The following is a 20,394-nucleotide window of genomic DNA, read 5'->3' on the forward strand; positions in this document are numbered from 1 at the left end:
GACATTATCAAAATAGCGAGGTTTTAAAAGGATAGATTTTATCAAATTGACAATTTAAACAACCTTAAATTATCAATTTGATAAATAACTATATCGATAGTAGTATTTTAGCTTTCGCGAAAGCGTAATTGTTTATGCTTATACCGCTATTAAATAATATTGAATATAAAAAAAGCACCTCGTAAAAGGTGCTTTTTTATAATTTAAGTCAGAAAACTGATTATAGAATCTGCGCGATAATACTTTCTTCTGTATGACCTTCCGCTTCTGCTTTGTAATTTTTAATAATTCTATGTCTTAAGATACCTGTAGCAACCGCTTTTACATCCTCAATATCTGGACTGTATTTACCGTTAACCGCAGCATGTGTTTTTGCAGCTAGAATTAAATTTTGCGATGCTCTAGGACCGGCACCCCAATCTATATATTGCTTAATAATTTCTGGAGCCTCATCACTTTTAGGCCTCGTTTTACCCACTAATTTAACTGCATACTCAATAACATTATCTGCAACAGGAATGCGCCTTACTAGTTGTTGAAAATCTACTATTTCCTTTGCCGTGAACAGTGCATTTATCACCGGTTTTTTATCACTAGTAGTCGCCTTTACTACATCCACTTCTTCTTGATAAGAAGGATATTGTAAAAAGATAGAAAACATAAATCTATCTAACTGTGCTTCTGGCAATGGGTAAGTACCTTCTTGCTCAATAGGGTTTTGTGTAGCCAGTACAAAATAAGGTGCATCTAACTTATACTTATGACCAGCAACTGTTACAGATTTCTCTTGCATCGCTTCTAGAAGAGCTGCTTGAGTTTTAGGTGGTGTACGGTTAATCTCATCTGCAAGGATTATGTTAGTAAACACAGGTCCTTTAATGAATTTAAACGTTCTATTCTCATCGAGAATTTCACTTCCTAAAATATCACTAGGCATTAAATCTGGTGTAAACTGTATACGTTTAAAATCTAATCCTAGAGCTTGCGATATCGTATTAACCATTAAAGTTTTAGCCAGTCCTGGAACACCTACTAGAAGTGCATGACCACCAGAGAAAATAGAAATCAATATTTCATTGATTACGTTCTCTTGACCTATTATTACTTTGGCTATTTCTTTTTTAAGTTCCTGATGTTTTTTTACCAGGTTATCAATCGCAGCTACATCTGACATGTGGTGGGGTTGGTTTATTAACTATTTAGTTCCAGGCATTCAGAATATCGCACTCATTATATTCTGATCCTATTTTAATATAAGTATCGGCTATTTTTTCATTACGCCATTTATTGATAGCTTTTACTTGCTTATCTTTTAATGCAAGATCCTTAATCTTTAAATAATCTTGAGCATAATTTGCTTTATGGTCTGGAATTTTATCGATAACATAAACTAGCTTAAAAGATTTTGCTCCTGTTGGACTTTTTTCTTCTATAATACCACTTACATCTCCTTTTTCAAGAAATTGTAATGTGGATGCCATATCAGACTCAAGTCTAGTGATCTCTACTCTACCAGTTCCTGTGTTAGGATTAATAATTTTACCACCATTTTGAGCTGTTCTTTCTTCGTCACTTATTTCTTTTGCAGCCTCGCCAAATTCGATCTCCTTAAGAATGATACGATCACGCATAGCATTTAATTCTGCTTTTGCTTTTTCTATCTGACTTACCGATATATATGGTATTAATAGAATGTGTCTCACCTGTCTTATCTGTCCTATAACTTTCTCTACATAAAGAATGTGCCAGCCGAATTGAGTCTCAAAAGGCTCACTGATTTCTCCTTCTCTTAATGAAAATGCTTGATCTTTAAATTCTTTTACAAATGGACTAGATCTTTGTAATTCTAAAACACCACCAGCACGTTCTGTCCCAGTATCATCAGAATAAAGAGTTGCCTTTGCGGCAAAATCTGCACCATTATCAAGAACATCTTCTCTATATTCTTTAAGTTTATTAACGACTATATCTATTTCACTTTGTTCAGCCTCAGGAATAACGACTATTTGCGCCATTTCTACTTCTGTATTAAAAAGAGGCAATTCTTCTTCAGATATTTTACTGAAAAACTCACGCACTTCTTCTGGTGTAATCTCTACCTGCTCTGTAATTCTTTCTTGCATGCGCTGTGCTAGCAATACATCACGATTTAATCTATTAAGAGCTTCTCTTACCTGAGCTATATTATCCTTTTTATAGAAATCGGCTACTTTTTGCTCATCAGTAGTCTGTAAACCATTCTTAAAATATTGAATAGTTTGCTCTGTTCTACCTTCTATCTCACGATCGCTTATGGTTATACTATCTTGAATTGCATGGTGGGCATACATTTTTTCTGACAGTAGGCTTTCCATTAATTCACAATTTGAAATATTAGCTATTCCAGACTGTCTATTTGCTTGCTGCTTAGCACTTACAATATCAGATCCTAAGATTACATAATCTCCTATCACACCAGCGACACCTTCTATAAGGAATCGTTTCTTTACAGGTTTTACACTATCCATAGCGGCTAGAGTTTCTGCAACGATCTGGTTATCTACATCTACAACATCATTATCTGTCGTAGTTGTTTGTGCGGTTACCGCTTTCGCGAAAGCGAGAACGATAAAAACACCTAGGTATTTAATTGTTGATTTTAAGTTTATCACTGTTAATAGCGTCATTTAATAAATCTTTTTCTAATTTTTTAATATAGGCAAGCTTGCTTTTATTGAGCAAAACCTGTTTTACTGTAGGCTTAACATAAGATAAAGGCGCACGATCACCGCGTTTGAGCACTTTATTGAAGCGCACCAAATATACACCAAGACTATCTTCTAGTTTCCAAATTTTATTCTCTTTTATATATAACTTTTCATTTACAGGGTTGATTACATTCATGGCGTCAAAAAGATGGCTCTTTTTAACCCATATGCTATCATTTAAAAAGTAATTGCGGTACGATAATTTTAAACTATCGATCTTTCTCAACGAAGGTACATCTCCTTTATTGAACCATTTAGTTATTTTTTGCAAATCAGTGTTAAGAGGATCTAATTGCAGGTATCTAAACTGTACTAAATCTTCATTTAATTTAAAGTCTTCTTTACGTAATTCATAAAATGCTTTAATTTGATTTTCTGAAATTATAGTATCCAGATTTTGCTTAGTTAGATCTTTTAAATATTCTTGAGCATATAATTCTACACGATAATTCTCTACTAACTCTTCTAATTCTTGCTGGCGGTTTTGACCTATATTATCTCGAGCATTATCTAACAACAGATAATCTGTAGCCCATTTATTGATATAAGCATCCATAATTCTTGTGCTATCTGCCACGGTATAATCAGATGGCAGGATGCGCATTACATCACTTTTATCTAAATAATGCTTTCCTAAACTAACTACAGCGTCTGGCTCTGTTTCTTTTTCAAAAAACTGACAGGATGCTAGACTAGCTGCTATTAATATGTATATAAATCTTTTAATCAAGTTGATTTTCTATTGCTTTTTTTACTTTTTTAAACACTTTTTTACTCACCTTAATTTGATGGCCATTTCTTAAATTATCTAACCAGTTCTTTTCTAGTTCTTGCTGGTAGTCGTTTACCACACTACCTCTAGCCTCTTCTAGTGTTTTATTTGTAGGCTCTTTAATTCCTTTAACATCTATCACCTTATAAAAGCTATCGCCGGCATCGTGATAAACAGAAGAAACTCCCAGTTTTATTTCAAAATTATCTGGCAACCTATTATAAGTTTCTTCTACCTCTCCACTAGAAACAATAACTTGAGTCTTATTATCGATATTTAATATGCTTTTTATATCATCTATCGCTACTTTTTTAATGAGCTGCTGACGTACGTTTTCAGCTATATCACGAGACACATTTTGAGTTAATACGATGTCTAGTCTTCGTTTCCATTTATAATCCTCTCGGTGATTATTAAAATATTCGTTTAAACCTATAGAATCGTTTTTTGCCTTGTTCCATATTTCTGTCTCAATGAGATCAAAGACTAGAAAACCCTCTTTAAATTCATTGTACAAAAATCTAAATTCTTTATTATCTCTCTCTAGATTTTTATCGTAGTAAGACATTATTTGATCATTGCTATATTCTGTACAATAGGCATCTAACTTTGCTTTCTTAGATGGATAAGGTTTAAAATCCTTAGCCATTTTAGTTTCTACATACTTTAAGAAATCTCCTATTTTATAAGAAACCTCGTTGATAGTAAATAGCTTTTGATCCAGACCTGTTAGCTGATCATCAAATTTATACTTTCCAGAAAGTAGTAACGTATCGTTTACCATCGTATACACGTTTTTTGGCAACGCATTTTGACCTTCTATGTTATAGAGGGTCTTTAATTTATTTATAAAGCCTTCTGTTATTTTTCTAGATCTTGGAGATTTTTTAATTTTATTCTCTAACTCCTTTTTTAAATCATCATAAGATTTAACAGGATGTTTTTCTAACAATTTAATAATGTGCCAGCCAAATTTAGTTTTTATAGGCTCACTATAATCTCCTACATTTTTCAATGCAAACGCAGCGTTTGCAAACACCTCGTCCACACCACCTGTGCCAAATTTATTTAATTTACCACCACGAGCAGCGCTATTACCATCGTCAGAGAATTCACGAGCTAATTGTTTAAAATCTTTGCCCGATTGTACCTGTTTATAAATCTCTAGAATACGCTCTTGAGCATTTTTACTATCAGAATCTTTTTTATCAAAAGCCATGATATGCGCCACTGTTAACTCACCAGGGTTAGGTCTTGTATCATTAACATAAACTATATGATAGCCAAAGTCTGTTCTAAATGGTTTAGAAAAACTGCCTTTTTCTGTTTCAAATGCAGCATTTTCAAATTCATATACCATTCTAAAAGAACCGAACCAGCCTAGATTACCTTCATTACCTGCGCTAGGGCCCTCACTTTTAGTTCTTGCTAGAGAAGAAAAACTAGCACCATCTTTTAATTCTTGTTCGACATCATGGATTTTATTCCATGCCTTTAACGTGTCTGCAGGTGAAGCTGCACGATCTACTTTTATGAGAATATGACTTGCATTTACCTCTTTATTACCTCGCTCATAGGCCTCTCTCACTAACTGATCTGACACCTCGTTATCAGTTAAATATGCCTGTGCAATACTAGAACGAGTGCTCTCTATTTCTTTAAGGTAATCTTCTTTTTTATGTAAATCTAGGCTATAAGCCTGCTGCAATTTAAGACGATAATCAATATAAAGATCGAGATAATTATCAATGTTTTTTTGATCTTCATCTTGTACTATATCTATGTTTTTAAAGTAAAACTTCATAAATGTTCCAGCGTCATAATCTGTACCATCTATGGTAAGCAACGTTTTATCTCCTATGTCTTGTGCCGTTGCTTTTACCGTCAGAAAAAAAACACTTATCAATAATAGACTACTTATATACTTCATATAGTTCCTTTTCAAGGATTGCAAAAATAGTTATTTAAGATTGCCTTTCAAAACGCTAGAAACTAGCAATTATTTTAAGGTTACCGTATAAGTTTTAGATGCATTTTACGACTGCTCTTCCATGATAAAAAGTGAGAATGTAATCGAGATACTTTTACCCATTAATCAGGTGATGGAACTATTTAAAAATGAAGACTTTTTTCAACACTGGCAAAAAGGGTTAGTAAGCTCAAGACCTCTATCTGGCGAGCCCGGAAAAGTAGGTAGCACTCGTGATATGAAAATTATGGTAAGCGGTGCTATTATTAACATGAAAGAAGAGATTACTGCTGTAGACTTGCCACATCTCTGGGAAGCCACTTACCGTACTAGTGGTGTACTTAACTTACAGAGTAATCGCTTTCGCGAAAGCGAAACTATCATAAAAAACAAAGTAGTAAAATCTACCCTATGGAACGCTACCAGCATTTTTAAATTTACAGGTATGATGAGAGTAATAGCTAAAACAAGACCACAACTCTTTACTAACCAAACCTATCAACACATGAAAGATTTTAAGATATTTGCAGAAAGTAAAATACCAGTAAAGCAATACTAATTTATGAGACAACTAAAATTAATTTGGGATTTTAAGGGTCCTGATGCTCAAAAAACTGCAGCTCACCATCTTATTCATCTAGATGAATATGTAAAGGAAAATAAAGTAGAATCTCTAGCAACTGGTACGGAACAAATAAATAAGAATCATTTTATAGCATTTCTAGCGCTAGAAGAGTTATTCATGCCAGCAGTGCGAGATGCACTAAAACCACACCGCGGACAATTATGGCAACCGTCTAATTAAGTTTATTCACTTCTAATTTAGAAAAATGCTCAACTGCTCGTCTCCCCAATAAATGGACTAAAGATCCCCATACTAAAAGATAGAAAATACGAGTGAGGTAATAAAAATCTATGATATCGCTGTAAAAGGCCACTAGAAGAAAAGTGTTAGACAGTAAAAAGCCGAATGATATATATAGATAATTACCATTTCCTGTACGGTCATCTACTTGTAAAAATGATATTATTGTAATAGAACAATATATCATTCCTGTTATCGCATAAATATTATACAGATGCAATAGCCAGCCCTCTATATCTAGAACTACAATTTCTAATAAGTAGTTTAAGAAATAATACAACCCTGCATTAGTTAAAATTAAAAGTAATACGGTAGTCTTACTGATTGATTTCCATTTAATAAATTGATTAATAGAAATAACAAACAATAAAAATGCCGCCGTAGAAGCTACTAAATACAGTAGATGCGTTACTGTGAAATTGAGATAGATGTAAAAAACATCGGTAAGCACTAATAATAATGTACCTAATAGAAATCTGGGTATTAAATATATTTTATACCTAGACACCAAATAACCGCACCCCACAACACTTGTTAATAACCTACTCCATCTTATCAAAGATAAATCTTCAATATAAACGGAAGCAAAGTTTAATAACAATAAGGTTGCTATTATTACTATAAATTCTTTATGTAAAAACTTGCTAGGCAACTATTAATTCCTTTTGGACAAAAATAAATTATTAATCCTTTGTGTGGTAAATTACATATAAAACCTGAATTAAACATCGTTTAAAAACCTATTTTAAAGATTAAACGTTGATAAAGATTTATTACACACTCTATAGTCATTAAAATTTTATAATGAAATATACAAACTTAATAGATAAGCTTGATTTTAATTGAACTATAGAGTATTCTAAAGAGTCTTGTTTTAATTAATAAACTTTAGATTTGAAACTATATTATATTTTCATACGTTTCATAGATTTTCCGTTTATTTAATTACTTTTCTCAAATGTCTATTACCTCCTTATTCACTACCATTTTAAAATCAGATCAGATTTTAGGGCCTGATGATCTATCACATCGATATCATCATATATGGCACATGGATCAACCATTAAATGCTCTATGCGTTCTCCTACCAGAAACAACGCAACAAGTAAGCGAGATCATGAAAATTTGCTATGCACAAGAGCTGCCGATAGTCGTTCATGGAGGCCTAACTAATCTAGTAGGTAGTACAGAGACAACAGGCAACGAGGTAGTTATTTCTACAGAAAGATTAAATAAAATTGAGGAAACAGATACAGCAAGCCGAACTATGACTGTACAAGCAGGTGTTATTCTAGAAAATATACATAACGCAGCTACAGAAGAAAGCCTCTTATTCCCTTTAAATTTTGGAGCAAAAGGGAGCGCACAAATAGGTGGCATTATTTCTACTAACGCTGGTGGATTAAGGGTTCTCAAATACGGCATGACTAGACAACTTGTATTAGGCCTCGAGGCAGTAACCGCAGACGGGACTATCATCTCTTCTATGAAAAAGATTATTAAAGACAATAGCGCTTATGATCTAAAACAATTATTTATAGGTAGTGAAGGGACACTAGGTGTTATCACTAGAGCTATACTTAAACTAGAAGAAGCTCCACAAAGCCGTAATGCAGCCTATATCGCATTTGATGAATATGAAGATGTGGTAAAATTTCTTAAATACATGGATAGCCATCTAGCAGGAAAAATGAGCGGCTTTGAACTGATCTGGAAAAACAGTTATCAGCAAATGACAAGTGTAAGTGATGCAGTAAAACCACCACTACCTTATGATTATAATTATTATGTACTAGTTGAAGCCTTAGGTAGTGATCAAATAAAAGACCAGGAAGAGTTTCAACAAATTTTAGAAAACGCATTAGAAAATGATCTTATTCTAGATGCCGTAATGGCGCAATCTCCTAGTGATATAGAATGGTTTTTTAGAATTAGAGAAGACGTTAATAATCTAGTAGACTTCATGAAACACGATCAACACTTTGATATAAGTCTACCTATACCATTAATAGGTTCTTATATAAAAGAAAGGTATGAGACGCTTGCATTAATAAATGGCGTTGAGCAGGTATATGCCTTTGGCCATGTGGCAGATGGTAATATACATTTCATGATAGGCAAAGAGAATTTGAGTGTCGATCTGAAAAAAGAAATCGACCACTGTATCTATGGTGGTTTAAAGGAAATAGGTGGTTCTGTAAGTGCAGAACATGGTATAGGAACGCACAAAAAAGATTACCTAGAACTATGTAGAACAAAAGAAGAAATATCTTTAATGAGATCACTTAAAACATTAATGGACCCTAAAGACTTATTGAATCCTGGGAAGATTTTTTGAGTATTGCCACCGCTTTAGCTGCTTCTTTTTGCAAATATGCCATATAAGCGTGTCGTACTAAAAAGAACAATGCAAACAAATAAGCTGCTCTATCGATTAGAAAAAACAGTTTAGGCTCAATTTTATAATAAAATGCAAGCATTGCAACAAAATCTGAAAATATTAAACCAAATAAAGCATACATAAAGTAAGCTGTTCTAAAACTCAGACGCGTTGCATTCAGAAACGCAGACAATAGACAAGAAATCAATCCTGTATAACCAGTCATCTTTATTAAATAATAAGCTAGTCTAGTTTCAAATAATTCCCTTATATCTGACACTGTGAATTCTAAAATGTAAATATTAAAAAGAAAAACCAATATAAAAACAATGTAATCTAAGCTAGTAACACGCCTCCATTGTATTTTTCTCAAAGCAGAAATACTTAACGTTAGATAAATAGCGATAGACCACAAAGTATATGTGATTAAACCCAAATAATGCTCATAAAAAACCATGGAAACATCAGAACAGACTAACATGATGAAAATACTGTATATAATTCTGTTTTTATAACTTATGTAGAAATGAAAGTACAGTAATGCGGTAATTGAAGATAAGAGTCTAACTAACCTAAATTCAATAAGCTCAAAAAAGAATATGGTTATGATGTTTAAAACAATGAAAATCATTGCTATATAAAGCATCTGTTTATTTTTAGATAGTCTAGCTAATCTATTCATGGACCTCTGTCTAATAAACAAAAATAGTCATAAAGTGATATAAATTACATGAATACAAAGTGCTTATTTACCCTTTAAGATTATTAAGAAACATTCTAAACCTAACGCTGCATTATACCTCTTTTCTATAATAAAATAGTCTTTTTAAAAATTACCGTTTATCCGACTTTGTGTTTTTAGGCGATAAAAAGAATCAACTCTAGCCACATAAACAGCTCAAATAATTAAACAAAAAAAAAGGATGTCTCTTATAAAAAAACATCCTTTTTTTTGATTTATTAGGATAAATCTACCCATTAAAACCTCTCAGCTTTATAGCCGTAAGAACTTTCTTTGTGTATAGAGGGAAATCTGCATTCTGAATCCAGCTGTAGTAACCAGGTTCTTTTTCTAGAACATCAACAATTCTTTTTCCTTTATGTTTCCCGAAGTTAAAACACTCTTCTCCTTGATCATTAAACGCAAGCATCCCAGCAAAATCAACAGGTTTTCTACGTGTAGAGAATTCTGCAAGCGATTTCATATCGTTATCTAATTCTGGATAGCGATCTAACTGTCCTTTAAGAACCTCATAAGTAGCGATGGTATCAGCCTCTGCACTATGTGCGTTAGTAAGATCTTTGTCACAGTAGAATTTATAAGCAGCCACTAGTGTACGTTGTTCCATTTTATGAAAGATGTTTTGCACATCTATCGCATTGCGATTACCCATATCAAAATCCACACCGGCGCGCAGCATCTCTTCAGCAAGAAGTGGTATATCAAATCTATTAGAATTGAAACCTGCAAGGTCAGAGTCTTTGATAATATTATGTACCTCGTGCGCTCTTTCTTTAAAAGTCGGTTCATCTTTAACCATATCATCGCTTACACCGTGTATAGCAGTAGTTTCTGGCGGGATAGGAATAGTAGGATTCACCTTAAAAGTATACGTTTTTTCTTCTCCATTAGGAAAAACCTTATGTATAGAAATCTCAACGATTCTATCTTTAGAAATATTGGTTCCTGTTGTTTCTAGGTCAAAAAAGCAAATAGGTCTGTTGAGTTGTAAATTCATAATAATACTGGATATTTATTTTAAAGGATCCGCTTTCGCGAAAGCGGAACAACCACTATCACTGATACAGAAATTAACTAACTTTACAAATATAAGTTTGTGTAAGGCAGCTAGGCATAAAATTTGAATGCATTTATTAAAATATTATCATGAAACTCATTACTATTCTTTTTTTACTATTATTCATTACACCAGAACAAAATTCTCATAAAGGCATAGATATCACTGTGCGCAATGAGCGTAAAAGTATTGTGTATGTAGCAGAGAATACGACTGGAAAGGATATAGACCTATTCTTCAGGGTAGAGAGTTCTGGTTTTAGACGCAGTGCAGACCGACCTATGATTACCACCATACCAGCAAAAAAGAAAATAGACCTAATAGAATTAATACCTCTTAAAGGTGCTGACACTGTACATTCTTACATGGCAATAGTTACTGAAAAGGATAACAGCATGATGTTTAAAAAATCAGACACAGTGGTTAAACAAATAAGACGCGAGGCATCTAATGGTAATTAAACTACTTTTATTTTACTAAATAGTTCTTTGCGCAGTAAAACTAACAAAACGACTAGATAGAATAAATAATTACCTAAATAGGCTATTACCACACCTTCTTCTTGATAAATAGGTATAAAGTATATTGATAGCAAATAAAAAGATAGAATACTTAAAACCTCAGCAGTTAAGTAACGCCACAAGTCATTAATCGCAATAAATCTGAAAGCGATTACTGTGGTGATTACTCTTATAAAATCTCCTAATAATTGCCATTTAAATAAGGGTTGGGCACCATTAAACTCTTCAGTAAAAAGTATGGAAAGAATTAAATTTCTAGAAAGATAAATAGTCACTAGTCCTGCTATAACTATAGGTAGCATCGTTTTATAAAAATGTACTATCGTTATTCTATAATTCTTAAGGCTGCTATCTTTACTTAGATTAGGTAATACATAAAGACTCACTAGGCTGGTTACAAAAAGCATGTAATAACCAGAAATACGCACTACAGCTTCCCACCACCCTGCAGCTACATCACTCACCTCTACCCTAACCGTATTACGTACTAGAATATTAACAAAAGGTATAAGCAATGTACTAAATAATGCCATCGCACTATATTTTAATAGTTGCCCACTTGTGCGTTTATCAAAATTTAAAGCTAGCAATTCTTTAAGTGCTATTTGAGCTTTTACCCTAGTAAACCAAAACAAAACTCCTACTAAACATTGTGTAAATGGAACTAACGCAATAGCATAAAGTGCTCCAGTTAAATTATGCTCAAAGCTTAAATAAGCTGATATTAAAAAAACAATTAAGCTAATTATAATATTGAGCGTTATGAATTTCTTATACCATTCATATCCTTGCATTAAGCTAGTTATAAAAATGAAAAGAACATAAAATGGCAACCCTATGGCAAACAATTTAAATACTAGAGAAAAATCTGCATCTACAGCAATGAGTTCTTGATCCAGCCATCTTGCCGAAAAAAAAATAACAATAGCAGCAACCATGCTTGTTATAATAGACATGGTCCAACCAGTATTTATAACCTTTTTTAAAACTACTGGATTCTCCTTATGTTCTGCAGTGTTTTTAACGAGTCCATTTTCAAGACCTAAAGAGGCAAAGCTCCATACTCCTTGTGTAAAATTGCGCAAATTACCTAAAACACCCATTCCTGCCGCACCTACATAATTTGCAAGAACCCAAGACATAACGGTACCAGTTCCTATTTTTATAAGTATATAAATAGAATTGAATCCTGCTACTTTAAGAAGTAGGTTTTTATTAAGTTTATCGAGCAGTCTTCTCATTTAATAAGCATTTACTGCTTTTACAATAAACTCTACATCTTCATTACTCAATAAAGGATGACATGGTAAACTCACCTCGGTACGATGTAATTCTTCGGTAACAGGAAAACTAAGATGATTCAACTCTTTAAATGCCGCTTGTTGATGTGGCGGTATTTCATAATGCACACTTGTTCCTATTCCTTCATGATCGAGGTAATCCATAAAAACTTTTCTATTAGCAACATATACAGGAAATACGTGTGACACACAGTTGTTCAAAAAATCAGACGGTAATAGTTTTACTTTTACGTTATTGATATGCTGGTAATAATAGGTAGCTATTTCTATTCTTCTGGTATTATCTGCATCCAGCATTGGTAATCTGTTATATAAGAAAGCCGCTTGCAATGGATCTAATCTAGAATTAACACCTATAATATTATTTACAAATCTACTCTCTCTACCATAATTAGCCACTTTACGACACATGTTTGCTAGTTCAAAATCGTTGGTAGTTATTGCACCTGCATCACCTATTGCACCTAAATTTTTAGTAGGGTAAAAAGAAAAGGCACTAGCCCTAGCTAGATTTCCAGATCGTTCACCTAATTTATTTGTAGCACCATGAGATTGTGCGGTGTCGCAGTAAATGGGTAAAGAATTATCTTTTGCAAAAGCATACACCTCATCATCTACTAATTTTCCATAAATATCAACAACGATGATCGCATCATACTCTAGAGTTACCTTGCGCAACACATTTGCAGTTAAGGTAAGTTCTTCTACATCTACAGGCACAGGTCGCATACCTGCATGGATAACACTTAAAAACGTAGCTATGTACGTATGTGCTGGTACCAGTATAGAAGCGTTTTGTGGTAAGTTACCTAGAGCAACTTCGGCCTTTAAAATAATAGTTAAAGCATCTAATCCATTCCCAGTTCCTATACAATGACTAGTACCACAATAGACTGAAAACTCTTTTTCAAATCGGTCTACATATTCACCTCCTATAAATCTGCCAGAAGCATGAATTTCTTTAAATGACAAGAGGTCTTCCTGAGCAAACCTATCGTTTAAAGGTTTGAGGTCTAAGTATGGAATGTGTGTTTTAATAATTTTTAAATTTACTTTTCATTAACCTTATAACGTGATTCGGATAATTTTTGCCCAACTATTGTATAGTTTTCAAAATTTAATTGAGCTTCAAGATCATAATCCCAACTATTAAAAACCAATTGCTCCAATTTACCTTTTTCTTCATAAGATTCAGTATTAAGTAAACTAGACAGTATAACTCTAGATGCAATAAAAGCTAGAATTATCGAATTAGAATCTAAATGTAAACCTATAACTTTATCTATAATAACTTTCAAACCTATATATTTATCGTCAAGCTTACTGTAGGCATATTCTATTCCATAAAAAACTCCTTTTTTCCAATCCTTGTATCCTTTTGAAGGTATTGACTCAATCATTTCTGACTCTGTTCCTTTAAAATAATCATAAGGGTAATTCTCTATTATTTCTAATACAGGTTCCTTAATGAATAAAATTCTCACACCAATTACTCCAAAATGAAGAAGTCCATTTTTAAATTCCTTTATTTCATGCTCTAATTCTATCATCACAATATCGTAAACTTAAAAACGAATATATCAAAACAAAAGTGCTTTAACTAAAAGCATTTACTATGTCTACCAGATTACCCAATAATCCTATGACTAATAAAATGAAGAAAAAAGTATTGATCCCTATACCCACGTACTTTTTCCAATGGTACTTTTCTTTAATACTCAACAAGCTTAAAACAAAACCCATAACCACAGTAACAAAAAACAAGGTCATCAAATAACCTGTAATATCATTGATATTATTTCCTGCAGTTCTAGTCGTATAAGATAGTAAAGTAAAGACTAACAGTAGCACACTAGAAATAATGGCCATGTGAAAAGATCGCTTTGTATTCTTCATTTGTTAATATTCTGTTGCAAACATAACTGCTTTTTTCAATTTTATAGATAACACTACTTAACATTGCTTAACGACACGTTAGCATCTTAAACTTGGTCATTGCATTAAATTTGTACCATCATAAGATAAGAAGTTCTTGTTTAGATTATTGAATTAGCCTTTAATTAATTATAAACACCTCGATATATTATGAAAAAGAAAAATAAGTTAAGTTTGGTTGGTAAACCGCTAGTGAATAAGTGTCTGATAGCACCTTTTTACTAGTGGTTTTTATCATTTATAGAGTTTTTAAAGCTCAATCACCCATCTTTTCCACTCTTCTTCTACACAACCCAATTGCTTCTTAAAACGCAACAATCCCTCATTAATAGCTCCGTCACGTTCATTTACAGGCCCATAATCCATTATAGAAAATCCTTTTTCTTTAAACTCTTTCATCGCTTCCATATAAATAAAACCCACTGCATCGGTTTTCATACCTTTTAATGAACTAGATGCATATTGCGATTTCACTACTTTATCTTTTATAAAAAATGTAATTCCGGCCAGTAATTCTCCATCTCTCCATGCGTTGTGTTGAATTATTTGTTCAGGAAATCTAGAGTGCAATAATTCTATCTCTTCCACATTATGTACTGGCTTAGATGCATGTCTAGATTCTAGTTGTGGTACAAGTACAAAGTCCCAAAAAGATTTAAAATCACTTCCTTTATGAATTGATAAACCATCAAATTTCCCATTACGGTAACCTATACTCTTTTTAGGAGAAACATTAACCTCTTCCTTTAGGTTCACATATTGATTATGTAAAACACGATTTATCTTAAACCCATAATTTTTTAAAGATTTTACTATTTCACTATTTATAGTTTTGTAGGATAAAGGTGGCGGTTGTAATTCCGCTTTCGCGAAAGCGTGCCCCTTAACATACTCCACAAATAACTCTAACACTAAGTCTATATTCTGGGCGCTGATTTTGTTTAAAATCAAACCTCCATAACTCAAACCACGATGGCTATAAATAGAATCCTCAACCGTATGTGCAGGAATACAACAAATTAATGCGTCCTCATTAAAAACCAACAGACTATGATCTTTAAACCGATCGTGATGGTAGTCCATAAAATCTCTATGCAATAAAAATGTCCCATTGATAGAATGATCTATAAAATCATTCCATACTCGTTTAAGATCAGGATGGTATTGTTGTATCGTTAAAGTCAAAAACTAGTGTAATTTAATGCTAAGATAAGAGAATGCTACACCTTTAAACAAGCTTAGTAGTTAGTAAAAGTATAGAGCAAAAAAAAGCAGATTCTTGCGAATCTGCTTTTTCAATATAATTAACTTAATCCGAGATTAAGAAAGTTGTTTTCCTGCGCGTTTACGCTCACCCTCATCAAGAATAACTTTACGTATTCTCAAGAAGTTAGGAGTAACCTCAACATATTCATCTTTCTGGATGTATTCTAGAGCTTCTTCTAGAGTAAATTTCACTGGTGGAGCGATCTTTACTTTATCATCATTACCTGCACTACGCACGTTAGAAAGTTTCTTAGTTTTAGTAAGATTAATTGCTAGATCATCTGGCCTAGAATTTTCACCTACTACCTGACCACCATAAATCTCTTCACCTGGTGCGATAAAGAATCTACCACGATCTTGTAATTTATCCATAGAATAAGGAATAGAAGTTCCTTTTTCCATAGAGATCATAGAACCGTTGATACGACCAGCGATTTCACCTTTATAAGGTTCAAAACCTACAAAACGGTGATTCATAATAGCCTCACCAGCAGTAGCAGTGATCAATTGGTTTCTTAAACCTATAATACCACGAGAAGGGATTTTAAATTCACAAACCATACGCTCACCTTTAGGAGCCATACTGGTCATTTCACCTTTTCTTAAAGTAACCATTTCAACAGCTTTACCACTTACCGCTTCTGGTAAATCGATAGTAAGCTCTTCTACTGGTTCACATTTAACACCATCTATTTCTTTTATGATAACCTGTGGCTGTCCTATCTGTAATTCATAACCTTCACGACGCATCGTTTCAATTAATACAGAAAGGTGTAATACCCCACGACCGAAAACCATAAATTTATCTGCACTACCAGTATCGTGTACCTGTAGAGCAAGATTCTTTTCTAATTCTTTAGTAAGACGGTCATTAATGTGACGAGATGTTACAAATTTACCATCCTTACCGAAGAAAGGAGAATCATTAATAGTAAACAACATACTCATTGTAGGCTCATCGATAGCGATAGTTTCCATCGCTTCAGGATTTTCAAAATCAGCAACACTGTCACCTATTTCAAAACCTTCTAGTCCTACTATAGCACAAATATCACCAGCCATTACTTCTGTTACTTTGGCTTTTCCCATACCATCAAAGACATAAACTTCTTTGACTTTAGTTTTAGTTTGAGAACCGTCACGCTTACAAAGAGTCACGTTTTGACCTTCTTTAATAGAACCTCTTTTAATACGTCCTATCGCGATACGACCTGTATAGTTAGAGAAATCTAGAGAAGTAATTAATAACTGAGTAGTTCCTTCTTCTACAACAGGTGCAGGAACATGCTCGATTACCATGTCTAGAAGAGGCTCGATGTTAGTCGTCTCATCTTTCCAGTCATCAGACATCCAGTTATTCTTTGCACTACCGTAAACAGTAGGGAAATCTAGTTGCCATTCTTCAGCACCTAATTCAAACATTAGATCAAAAACAGACTCATGTACTTCATCAGGAGTACAGTTTTCTTTATCTACTTTATTTACAACAACACAAGGTTTTAAACCTAAGTCTATTGCTTTTTGTAACACAAAACGAGTTTGTGGCATCGGTCCTTCAAATGCATCTACTAGAAGTAGCACACCATCGGCCATATTTAATACACGTTCTACTTCACCACCAAAATCGGCGTGACCAGGAGTATCAATAATATTGATTTTAGTTCCTTTGTACATTACCGATACGTTCTTTGCTAGGATAGTAATCCCGCGTTCACGCTCGATGTCATTGTTATCAAGGATCAATTCTCCAGTGGATTCATTCTCACGGAAAATCTCACAGTGGTGTAAAATCTTGTCTACTAACGTAGTCTTACCGTGGTCTACGTGAGCAATAATTGCAATGTTTCTAATGTCTTTCATAAAAATAACGCTTGTTAGCGGCTGCAAAAATAGGCTTATTTATTGGTTTTTAGCGGTTTATTAGCATAATTAAGCCATTTCTCTCAAATACCTGATTTTCAACCATATTTATTGTTATTAGTTTCGCTTTCGCGAAAGCGGAAACAACATTTAAACCATTCTCATTTTTACAAGTCACAGTATCATAATTATTTCTTAAAATCGAATACTATGAAAAAGTTAACCTTGAAATTATTGAGCTTACTACTATTAGCAACTGTACTGTATTCTTGTGAATCTGACGATGACACTACTACTGATGGTACTACAGATACAGGTGCTGACGTCGCAACTGTAATAGATGTCGATTCTTCTTTATTCATTACCTCTACAGTTACTTCTATAGTCACAACACCTTGTACTCTGTCTGACGGTACTGTGACAGACTGTTATGAGATCACCACCACTAGCCTAGCAGATGATCACAACATGGGACCGTGGTGTCCTGATAATATAAACGACGACGCTAGCCAAGGCGGAATATGGCTGGAAGGTGGAGAAGTTTATGATGTCGATGGGGCATTTATACAAAATCTAGCTACATTTTATAACGATAATACTTGGAATATGTACGACGCAAATGGTGATATTCAAAAAACAGAGACTCTACAAGAATGTGAAGAAGCAGCAAATCCTAATGTAGGTGCGCAGTATGAGAATTATTGTGTAGAATGCCTACCGTCTTATGTGGCAAACCTAACGCAAACTTATTTAATACCTATCACACCTATAAAAACTACTACCGCTACACAATTCGGTATGGGAGGCGGCGGTCCTGGTGGGCCTGGCGGTGGAATATCTCAAAGAGGTCTGGCTTTTAATGGTGTGGTATTTGACGCGCCTGCTCCTACTAATGCGATATTGAGCGCTTATACTCTAGCACCTTTTGATGATGCTGGTGGACATATTAATCTTACTGCTGGATATCACTATCATGCAGCAACCGGTTTAACTACTCAAATCGCTCAAAATGATGGACACTCTGCCATGATAGGTTATGCGATGGATGGACATGGATTATATGAAAGACTAGACAGTAATGGCGTAGAACCTACTGACCTAGATGAATGTAGAGGACATTATGACGAGATAAGAGGTTATCATTATCATGTAGCTGCTCCTGGAACTAACAGTTTTATAGACTGTTTATATGGTGCAACGGTTAACTAATATAAAAACAAGTATAAAAGTGGTCCTATAACTTATCGTTTTAGGACTACTTTTTCTTAGATTAAAAAATATGAAATTACTCAAAATCACCATAGTATTTATGTTGATGAGCTTAACGGCAGCTGCCCATCAACCTACTACATCTACCACTATGTTTTCTAAAACTGAAAACGGCACGTGGGTACTGCAAGTAAACTCTTCATTAACGGCTTTTGAAAGTGAAATTCACTATCATTATGGAAAGGATAGCTATAAAACAGCACAAGAATTTGAAGAGTTAGTAATAAAATATCTTAAAAAACACATCGTAGTACTAGCTAATAATAAAATCGTGATTAAATTAAATCAGGCTTATGTAAAATTAGGTCATGAGACTAATGTTGTTTTTGAAATAGATGCCATCCCAACTCCCCTAAAATCGATGATGGTTACTAACAATAGTTTTAAGGATATTAACCGTAGTAAAAGTGCTTTTATAATTTTAATGGATGGTTATGAAAAAGATCATTTTGTTCTAGAAAAAGACAACAATTTCACAGCTTCAATAATCAATACTGGTTCAAAGTTTGAATTAAAAGAGGTTTCTGAAAAACGAAATAGAAATGTTATAATCTATTCCTTATTAGCTATTTCCCTTATAATATTAGTATCTTTATTTACATATTTTTACTTTAAAAACAAAAAATAAACCGTACCTACTCAACCATTATAATTATGAAATTAATAATTAAAATAGTACAGCTAATTTCACTGGCATTGATTACAGTTTCAATAACTAACTGCAAGAGCAATACAGGTACAGATAAAGTAATAAGCAGTGAAGCACAAGTCGATAGCTCTCTCTTTTTAAAAGAAAGTGTTTTATCAATAACAAAAACTCCTTGCACCTTATCTGACGGCACTATTACAGAGTGTTATGAAATAGTCACCAACAGCACACCACAAGACCATCAAATGGGTCCATGGTGTCCTACATCCATAGATGACGATGCTAGTAAAGGTGGTATATGGTTAGAAAATGGAGAGGTTTATGATGTAGATGGTGATTTCGTTAAAAATATGGCGACCTTATATAACGACAGCAAATGGAAAATGTATGATGAAGACGGAATTATATATAGAACCAAAACAATAGAAGAATGTAGAGAGGCTGCTAACCCTAACGTAGGTGTAGAATATGAGAACTTTTGTGTAGAGTGCTTACCTTCTTATGTAGCAGACCTTACACAAACTTATTTAATACCTATCTCTCCGGTAAAATTAGATCAACCTTATTCTCTAGAATCCAGAGGCGGTGGTCCGAGAGCAGATGGACATCCTCCAGTGGATAGAGAAGGAAATGGTCCACCACCAGAACGTCCAGAAAATGGCGCTAGACCAGATTTTAATGCTAGAGGTCTTGCCTTTAACGGTGTCAGATTTGACGCACCAGCACCGACTAATGCTATTTTAGGTGCATATACACTTGCTCCTTTTGATGATGCTGGAGGACACATCAACCTGAACGCAGGTTACCATTATCATGCTGCCACAGGTATATCCACACAAATAAAACAAGAAGATGGTCACGCCACAATGATAGGTTATGCCATGGACGGTTACGGCATGTATAATCAGCTAGATGAAAATGGCAAAGAACCTACAGATCTAGACGATTGTAGAGGACATACCGATGAAAAACGCGGCTACCATTACCATGTAGCTGCAGCAGGCTCGAACAGTTTTATCAATTGTTTTACAGGTGCCACAGCCATGAACTGAATCTATAAA

Annotated in this window: 20 protein-coding genes; 7 read left to right on the plus strand and 13 right to left on the minus strand. The window is 33.9% G+C overall.

Annotated elements, in window-relative coordinates; translation table 11 throughout:
* Nucleotides 1-220: 220 nt before the first annotated feature.
* The 4 genes from ACJJVN_RS01750 to ACJJVN_RS01765 are packed head-to-tail and all read right to left on the minus strand — an operon-like array spanning nucleotide 221 to nucleotide 5,449.
* The gene (locus ACJJVN_RS01750; protein WP_104516511.1) at nucleotides 221-1,174 is read right to left on the minus strand and encodes a MoxR family ATPase; all 954 of its coding nucleotides are present in this window, start codon (nucleotides 1,172-1,174) and stop codon (nucleotides 221-223) included.
* A 25-nt stretch (nucleotides 1,175-1,199) separates the two neighbouring features.
* Entirely contained in the window at nucleotides 1,200-2,666 is a 1,467-nt protein-coding gene (locus ACJJVN_RS01755) for a peptidylprolyl isomerase (RefSeq protein ID WP_104516509.1), read from the minus strand.
* Nucleotides 2,626-3,477 carry a hypothetical protein gene (locus ACJJVN_RS01760; protein ID WP_405371066.1) on the minus strand — a complete coding sequence of 284 codons (852 nt, stop codon included), beginning with the start codon at nucleotides 3,475-3,477 and terminating at the stop codon, nucleotides 2,626-2,628. The genes ACJJVN_RS01755 and ACJJVN_RS01760 overlap by 41 nt, the downstream gene beginning before the upstream one ends.
* Entirely contained in the window at nucleotides 3,470-5,449 is a 1,980-nt protein-coding gene (locus tag ACJJVN_RS01765) for a peptidylprolyl isomerase (protein WP_405376950.1), read from the minus strand. Before ACJJVN_RS01765 ends, ACJJVN_RS01760 begins: the two co-directional genes overlap by 8 nt.
* 121 nt (nucleotides 5,450-5,570) lie before the next feature.
* Here ACJJVN_RS01765 and ACJJVN_RS01770 point away from each other — a divergent pair, with 121 nt between their 5' ends.
* Nucleotides 5,571-6,047 carry an SRPBCC family protein gene (locus tag ACJJVN_RS01770; protein ID WP_405376951.1) on the plus strand — a complete coding sequence of 159 codons (477 nt, stop codon included), beginning with the start codon at nucleotides 5,571-5,573 and terminating at the stop codon, nucleotides 6,045-6,047.
* A gap of 3 nt (nucleotides 6,048-6,050) precedes the next feature.
* Nucleotides 6,051-6,293, plus strand: a complete 243-nt coding sequence (locus ACJJVN_RS01775) for a hypothetical protein (RefSeq protein ID WP_405371060.1) — start codon at nucleotides 6,051-6,053, stop codon at nucleotides 6,291-6,293.
* On the opposite strand, the gene ACJJVN_RS01780 is transcribed toward ACJJVN_RS01775, so the two are convergent.
* A complete protein-coding gene (locus ACJJVN_RS01780) occupies nucleotides 6,286-7,005 on the minus strand; it encodes a hypothetical protein (protein WP_405376952.1) in 720 nt (239 codons plus the stop codon). The genes ACJJVN_RS01775 and ACJJVN_RS01780 overlap by 8 nt on opposite strands.
* A gap of 306 nt (nucleotides 7,006-7,311) precedes the next feature.
* On the opposite strand from ACJJVN_RS01780, the gene ACJJVN_RS01785 reads away from it, so the two are divergent.
* Nucleotides 7,312-8,691, plus strand: a complete 1,380-nt coding sequence (locus ACJJVN_RS01785; RefSeq protein WP_405376953.1) for an FAD-binding oxidoreductase — start codon at nucleotides 7,312-7,314, stop codon at nucleotides 8,689-8,691.
* On the opposite strand, the gene ACJJVN_RS01790 is transcribed toward ACJJVN_RS01785, so the two are convergent.
* Together ACJJVN_RS01790 and ACJJVN_RS01795 are read right to left on the minus strand one after the other, a co-directional pair.
* Nucleotides 8,657-9,415 (minus strand): hypothetical protein, encoded by a 759-nt coding sequence (locus tag ACJJVN_RS01790; protein WP_405376954.1) that lies wholly within the window; start codon nucleotides 9,413-9,415, stop codon nucleotides 8,657-8,659. The two genes, ACJJVN_RS01785 and ACJJVN_RS01790, sit on opposite strands and share 35 nt — an antisense overlap.
* Before the next feature lie 289 nt (nucleotides 9,416-9,704).
* Nucleotides 9,705-10,472, minus strand: coding sequence for a 3'-5' exonuclease (locus ACJJVN_RS01795; protein ID WP_104516497.1), 768 nt, complete (start codon nucleotides 10,470-10,472; stop codon nucleotides 9,705-9,707).
* Nucleotides 10,473-10,621: 149 nt separating this feature from the next.
* On the opposite strand from ACJJVN_RS01795, the gene ACJJVN_RS01800 reads away from it, so the two are divergent.
* Nucleotides 10,622-10,993: a hypothetical protein gene (locus ACJJVN_RS01800; protein WP_104516495.1), complete on the plus strand. Its 372-nt coding sequence runs from the start codon at nucleotides 10,622-10,624 to the stop codon at nucleotides 10,991-10,993.
* Here ACJJVN_RS01800 and ACJJVN_RS01805 read toward each other — a convergent pair.
* The 6 genes from ACJJVN_RS01805 to typA form a co-directional block, all read right to left on the minus strand.
* Nucleotides 10,990-12,294, minus strand: coding sequence for an O-antigen translocase (locus tag ACJJVN_RS01805; protein WP_405376955.1), 1,305 nt, complete (start codon nucleotides 12,292-12,294; stop codon nucleotides 10,990-10,992). The genes ACJJVN_RS01800 and ACJJVN_RS01805 overlap by 4 nt on opposite strands.
* Entirely contained in the window at nucleotides 12,295-13,326 is a 1,032-nt protein-coding gene (locus tag ACJJVN_RS01810; protein WP_405376956.1) for a DegT/DnrJ/EryC1/StrS family aminotransferase, read from the minus strand.
* Nucleotides 13,327-13,403: 77 nt separating this feature from the next.
* Entirely contained in the window at nucleotides 13,404-13,904 is a 501-nt protein-coding gene (locus ACJJVN_RS01815) for a hypothetical protein (protein WP_405376957.1), read from the minus strand.
* A 46-nt stretch (nucleotides 13,905-13,950) separates the two neighbouring features.
* Nucleotides 13,951-14,250: a hypothetical protein gene (locus ACJJVN_RS01820; RefSeq protein ID WP_104516491.1), complete on the minus strand. Its 300-nt coding sequence runs from the start codon at nucleotides 14,248-14,250 to the stop codon at nucleotides 13,951-13,953.
* 288 nt (nucleotides 14,251-14,538) lie between these two features.
* On the minus strand, nucleotides 14,539-15,474 hold the full coding sequence (locus tag ACJJVN_RS01825) for a hypothetical protein (RefSeq protein ID WP_405376958.1): 936 nt from the start codon (nucleotides 15,472-15,474) through the stop codon (nucleotides 14,539-14,541).
* A gap of 135 nt (nucleotides 15,475-15,609) precedes the next feature.
* A complete protein-coding gene (gene typA, locus ACJJVN_RS01830; protein WP_104516477.1) occupies nucleotides 15,610-17,415 on the minus strand; it encodes a translational GTPase TypA in 1,806 nt (601 codons plus the stop codon).
* Nucleotides 17,416-17,625: 210 nt separating this feature from the next.
* Between typA and ACJJVN_RS01835 the strand changes: the two genes are divergently transcribed.
* From ACJJVN_RS01835 to ACJJVN_RS01845, 3 genes are all read left to right on the plus strand, one after another.
* On the plus strand, nucleotides 17,626-18,624 hold the full coding sequence (locus ACJJVN_RS01835; RefSeq protein ID WP_405376959.1) for a YHYH protein: 999 nt from the start codon (nucleotides 17,626-17,628) through the stop codon (nucleotides 18,622-18,624).
* A gap of 70 nt (nucleotides 18,625-18,694) precedes the next feature.
* Nucleotides 18,695-19,312, plus strand: a complete 618-nt coding sequence (locus tag ACJJVN_RS01840) for a hypothetical protein (RefSeq protein WP_405376960.1) — start codon at nucleotides 18,695-18,697, stop codon at nucleotides 19,310-19,312.
* A gap of 26 nt (nucleotides 19,313-19,338) precedes the next feature.
* Nucleotides 19,339-20,385 carry a YHYH protein gene (locus tag ACJJVN_RS01845; RefSeq protein ID WP_405376961.1) on the plus strand — a complete coding sequence of 349 codons (1,047 nt, stop codon included), beginning with the start codon at nucleotides 19,339-19,341 and terminating at the stop codon, nucleotides 20,383-20,385.
* Nucleotides 20,386-20,394 lie beyond the last annotated feature (9 nt).

The sequence above is a fragment of the Nonlabens sp. Asnod3-A02 genome (assembly GCF_045063755.1).
Taxonomy (GTDB): domain Bacteria; phylum Bacteroidota; class Bacteroidia; order Flavobacteriales; family Flavobacteriaceae; genus Nonlabens; species Nonlabens xylanidelens.

Bases quoted from the DNA above. Each gene is read 5' to 3' on its own strand.
- ACJJVN_RS01750 (WP_104516511.1), bottom strand. From the start codon at position 1,174: ATGTCAGATGTAGCTGCGATTGATAACCTGGTAAAAAAACATCAGGAA.
- ACJJVN_RS01755 (WP_104516509.1), bottom strand. From the start codon at position 2,666: ATGACGCTATTAACAGTGATAAACTTAAAATCAACAATTAAATACCTA.
- ACJJVN_RS01765 (WP_405376950.1), bottom strand. From the start codon at position 5,449: ATGAAGTATATAAGTAGTCTATTATTGATAAGTGTTTTTTTTCTGACG.
- ACJJVN_RS01770 (WP_405376951.1), top strand. From the start codon at position 5,571: ATGATAAAAAGTGAGAATGTAATCGAGATACTTTTACCCATTAATCAG.
- ACJJVN_RS01775 (WP_405371060.1), top strand. From the start codon at position 6,051: ATGAGACAACTAAAATTAATTTGGGATTTTAAGGGTCCTGATGCTCAA.
- ACJJVN_RS01785 (WP_405376953.1), top strand. From the start codon at position 7,312: ATGTCTATTACCTCCTTATTCACTACCATTTTAAAATCAGATCAGATT.
- ACJJVN_RS01790 (WP_405376954.1), bottom strand. From the start codon at position 9,415: ATGAATAGATTAGCTAGACTATCTAAAAATAAACAGATGCTTTATATA.
- ACJJVN_RS01795 (WP_104516497.1), bottom strand. From the start codon at position 10,472: ATGAATTTACAACTCAACAGACCTATTTGCTTTTTTGACCTAGAAACA.
- ACJJVN_RS01800 (WP_104516495.1), top strand. From the start codon at position 10,622: ATGAAACTCATTACTATTCTTTTTTTACTATTATTCATTACACCAGAA.
- ACJJVN_RS01805 (WP_405376955.1), bottom strand. From the start codon at position 12,294: ATGAGAAGACTGCTCGATAAACTTAATAAAAACCTACTTCTTAAAGTA.
- ACJJVN_RS01815 (WP_405376957.1), bottom strand. From the start codon at position 13,904: ATGATAGAATTAGAGCATGAAATAAAGGAATTTAAAAATGGACTTCTT.
- ACJJVN_RS01820 (WP_104516491.1), bottom strand. From the start codon at position 14,250: ATGAAGAATACAAAGCGATCTTTTCACATGGCCATTATTTCTAGTGTG.
- typA (WP_104516477.1), bottom strand. From the start codon at position 17,415: ATGAAAGACATTAGAAACATTGCAATTATTGCTCACGTAGACCACGGT.
- ACJJVN_RS01835 (WP_405376959.1), top strand. From the start codon at position 17,626: ATGAAAAAGTTAACCTTGAAATTATTGAGCTTACTACTATTAGCAACT.
- ACJJVN_RS01840 (WP_405376960.1), top strand. From the start codon at position 18,695: ATGAAATTACTCAAAATCACCATAGTATTTATGTTGATGAGCTTAACG.
- ACJJVN_RS01845 (WP_405376961.1), top strand. From the start codon at position 19,339: ATGAAATTAATAATTAAAATAGTACAGCTAATTTCACTGGCATTGATT.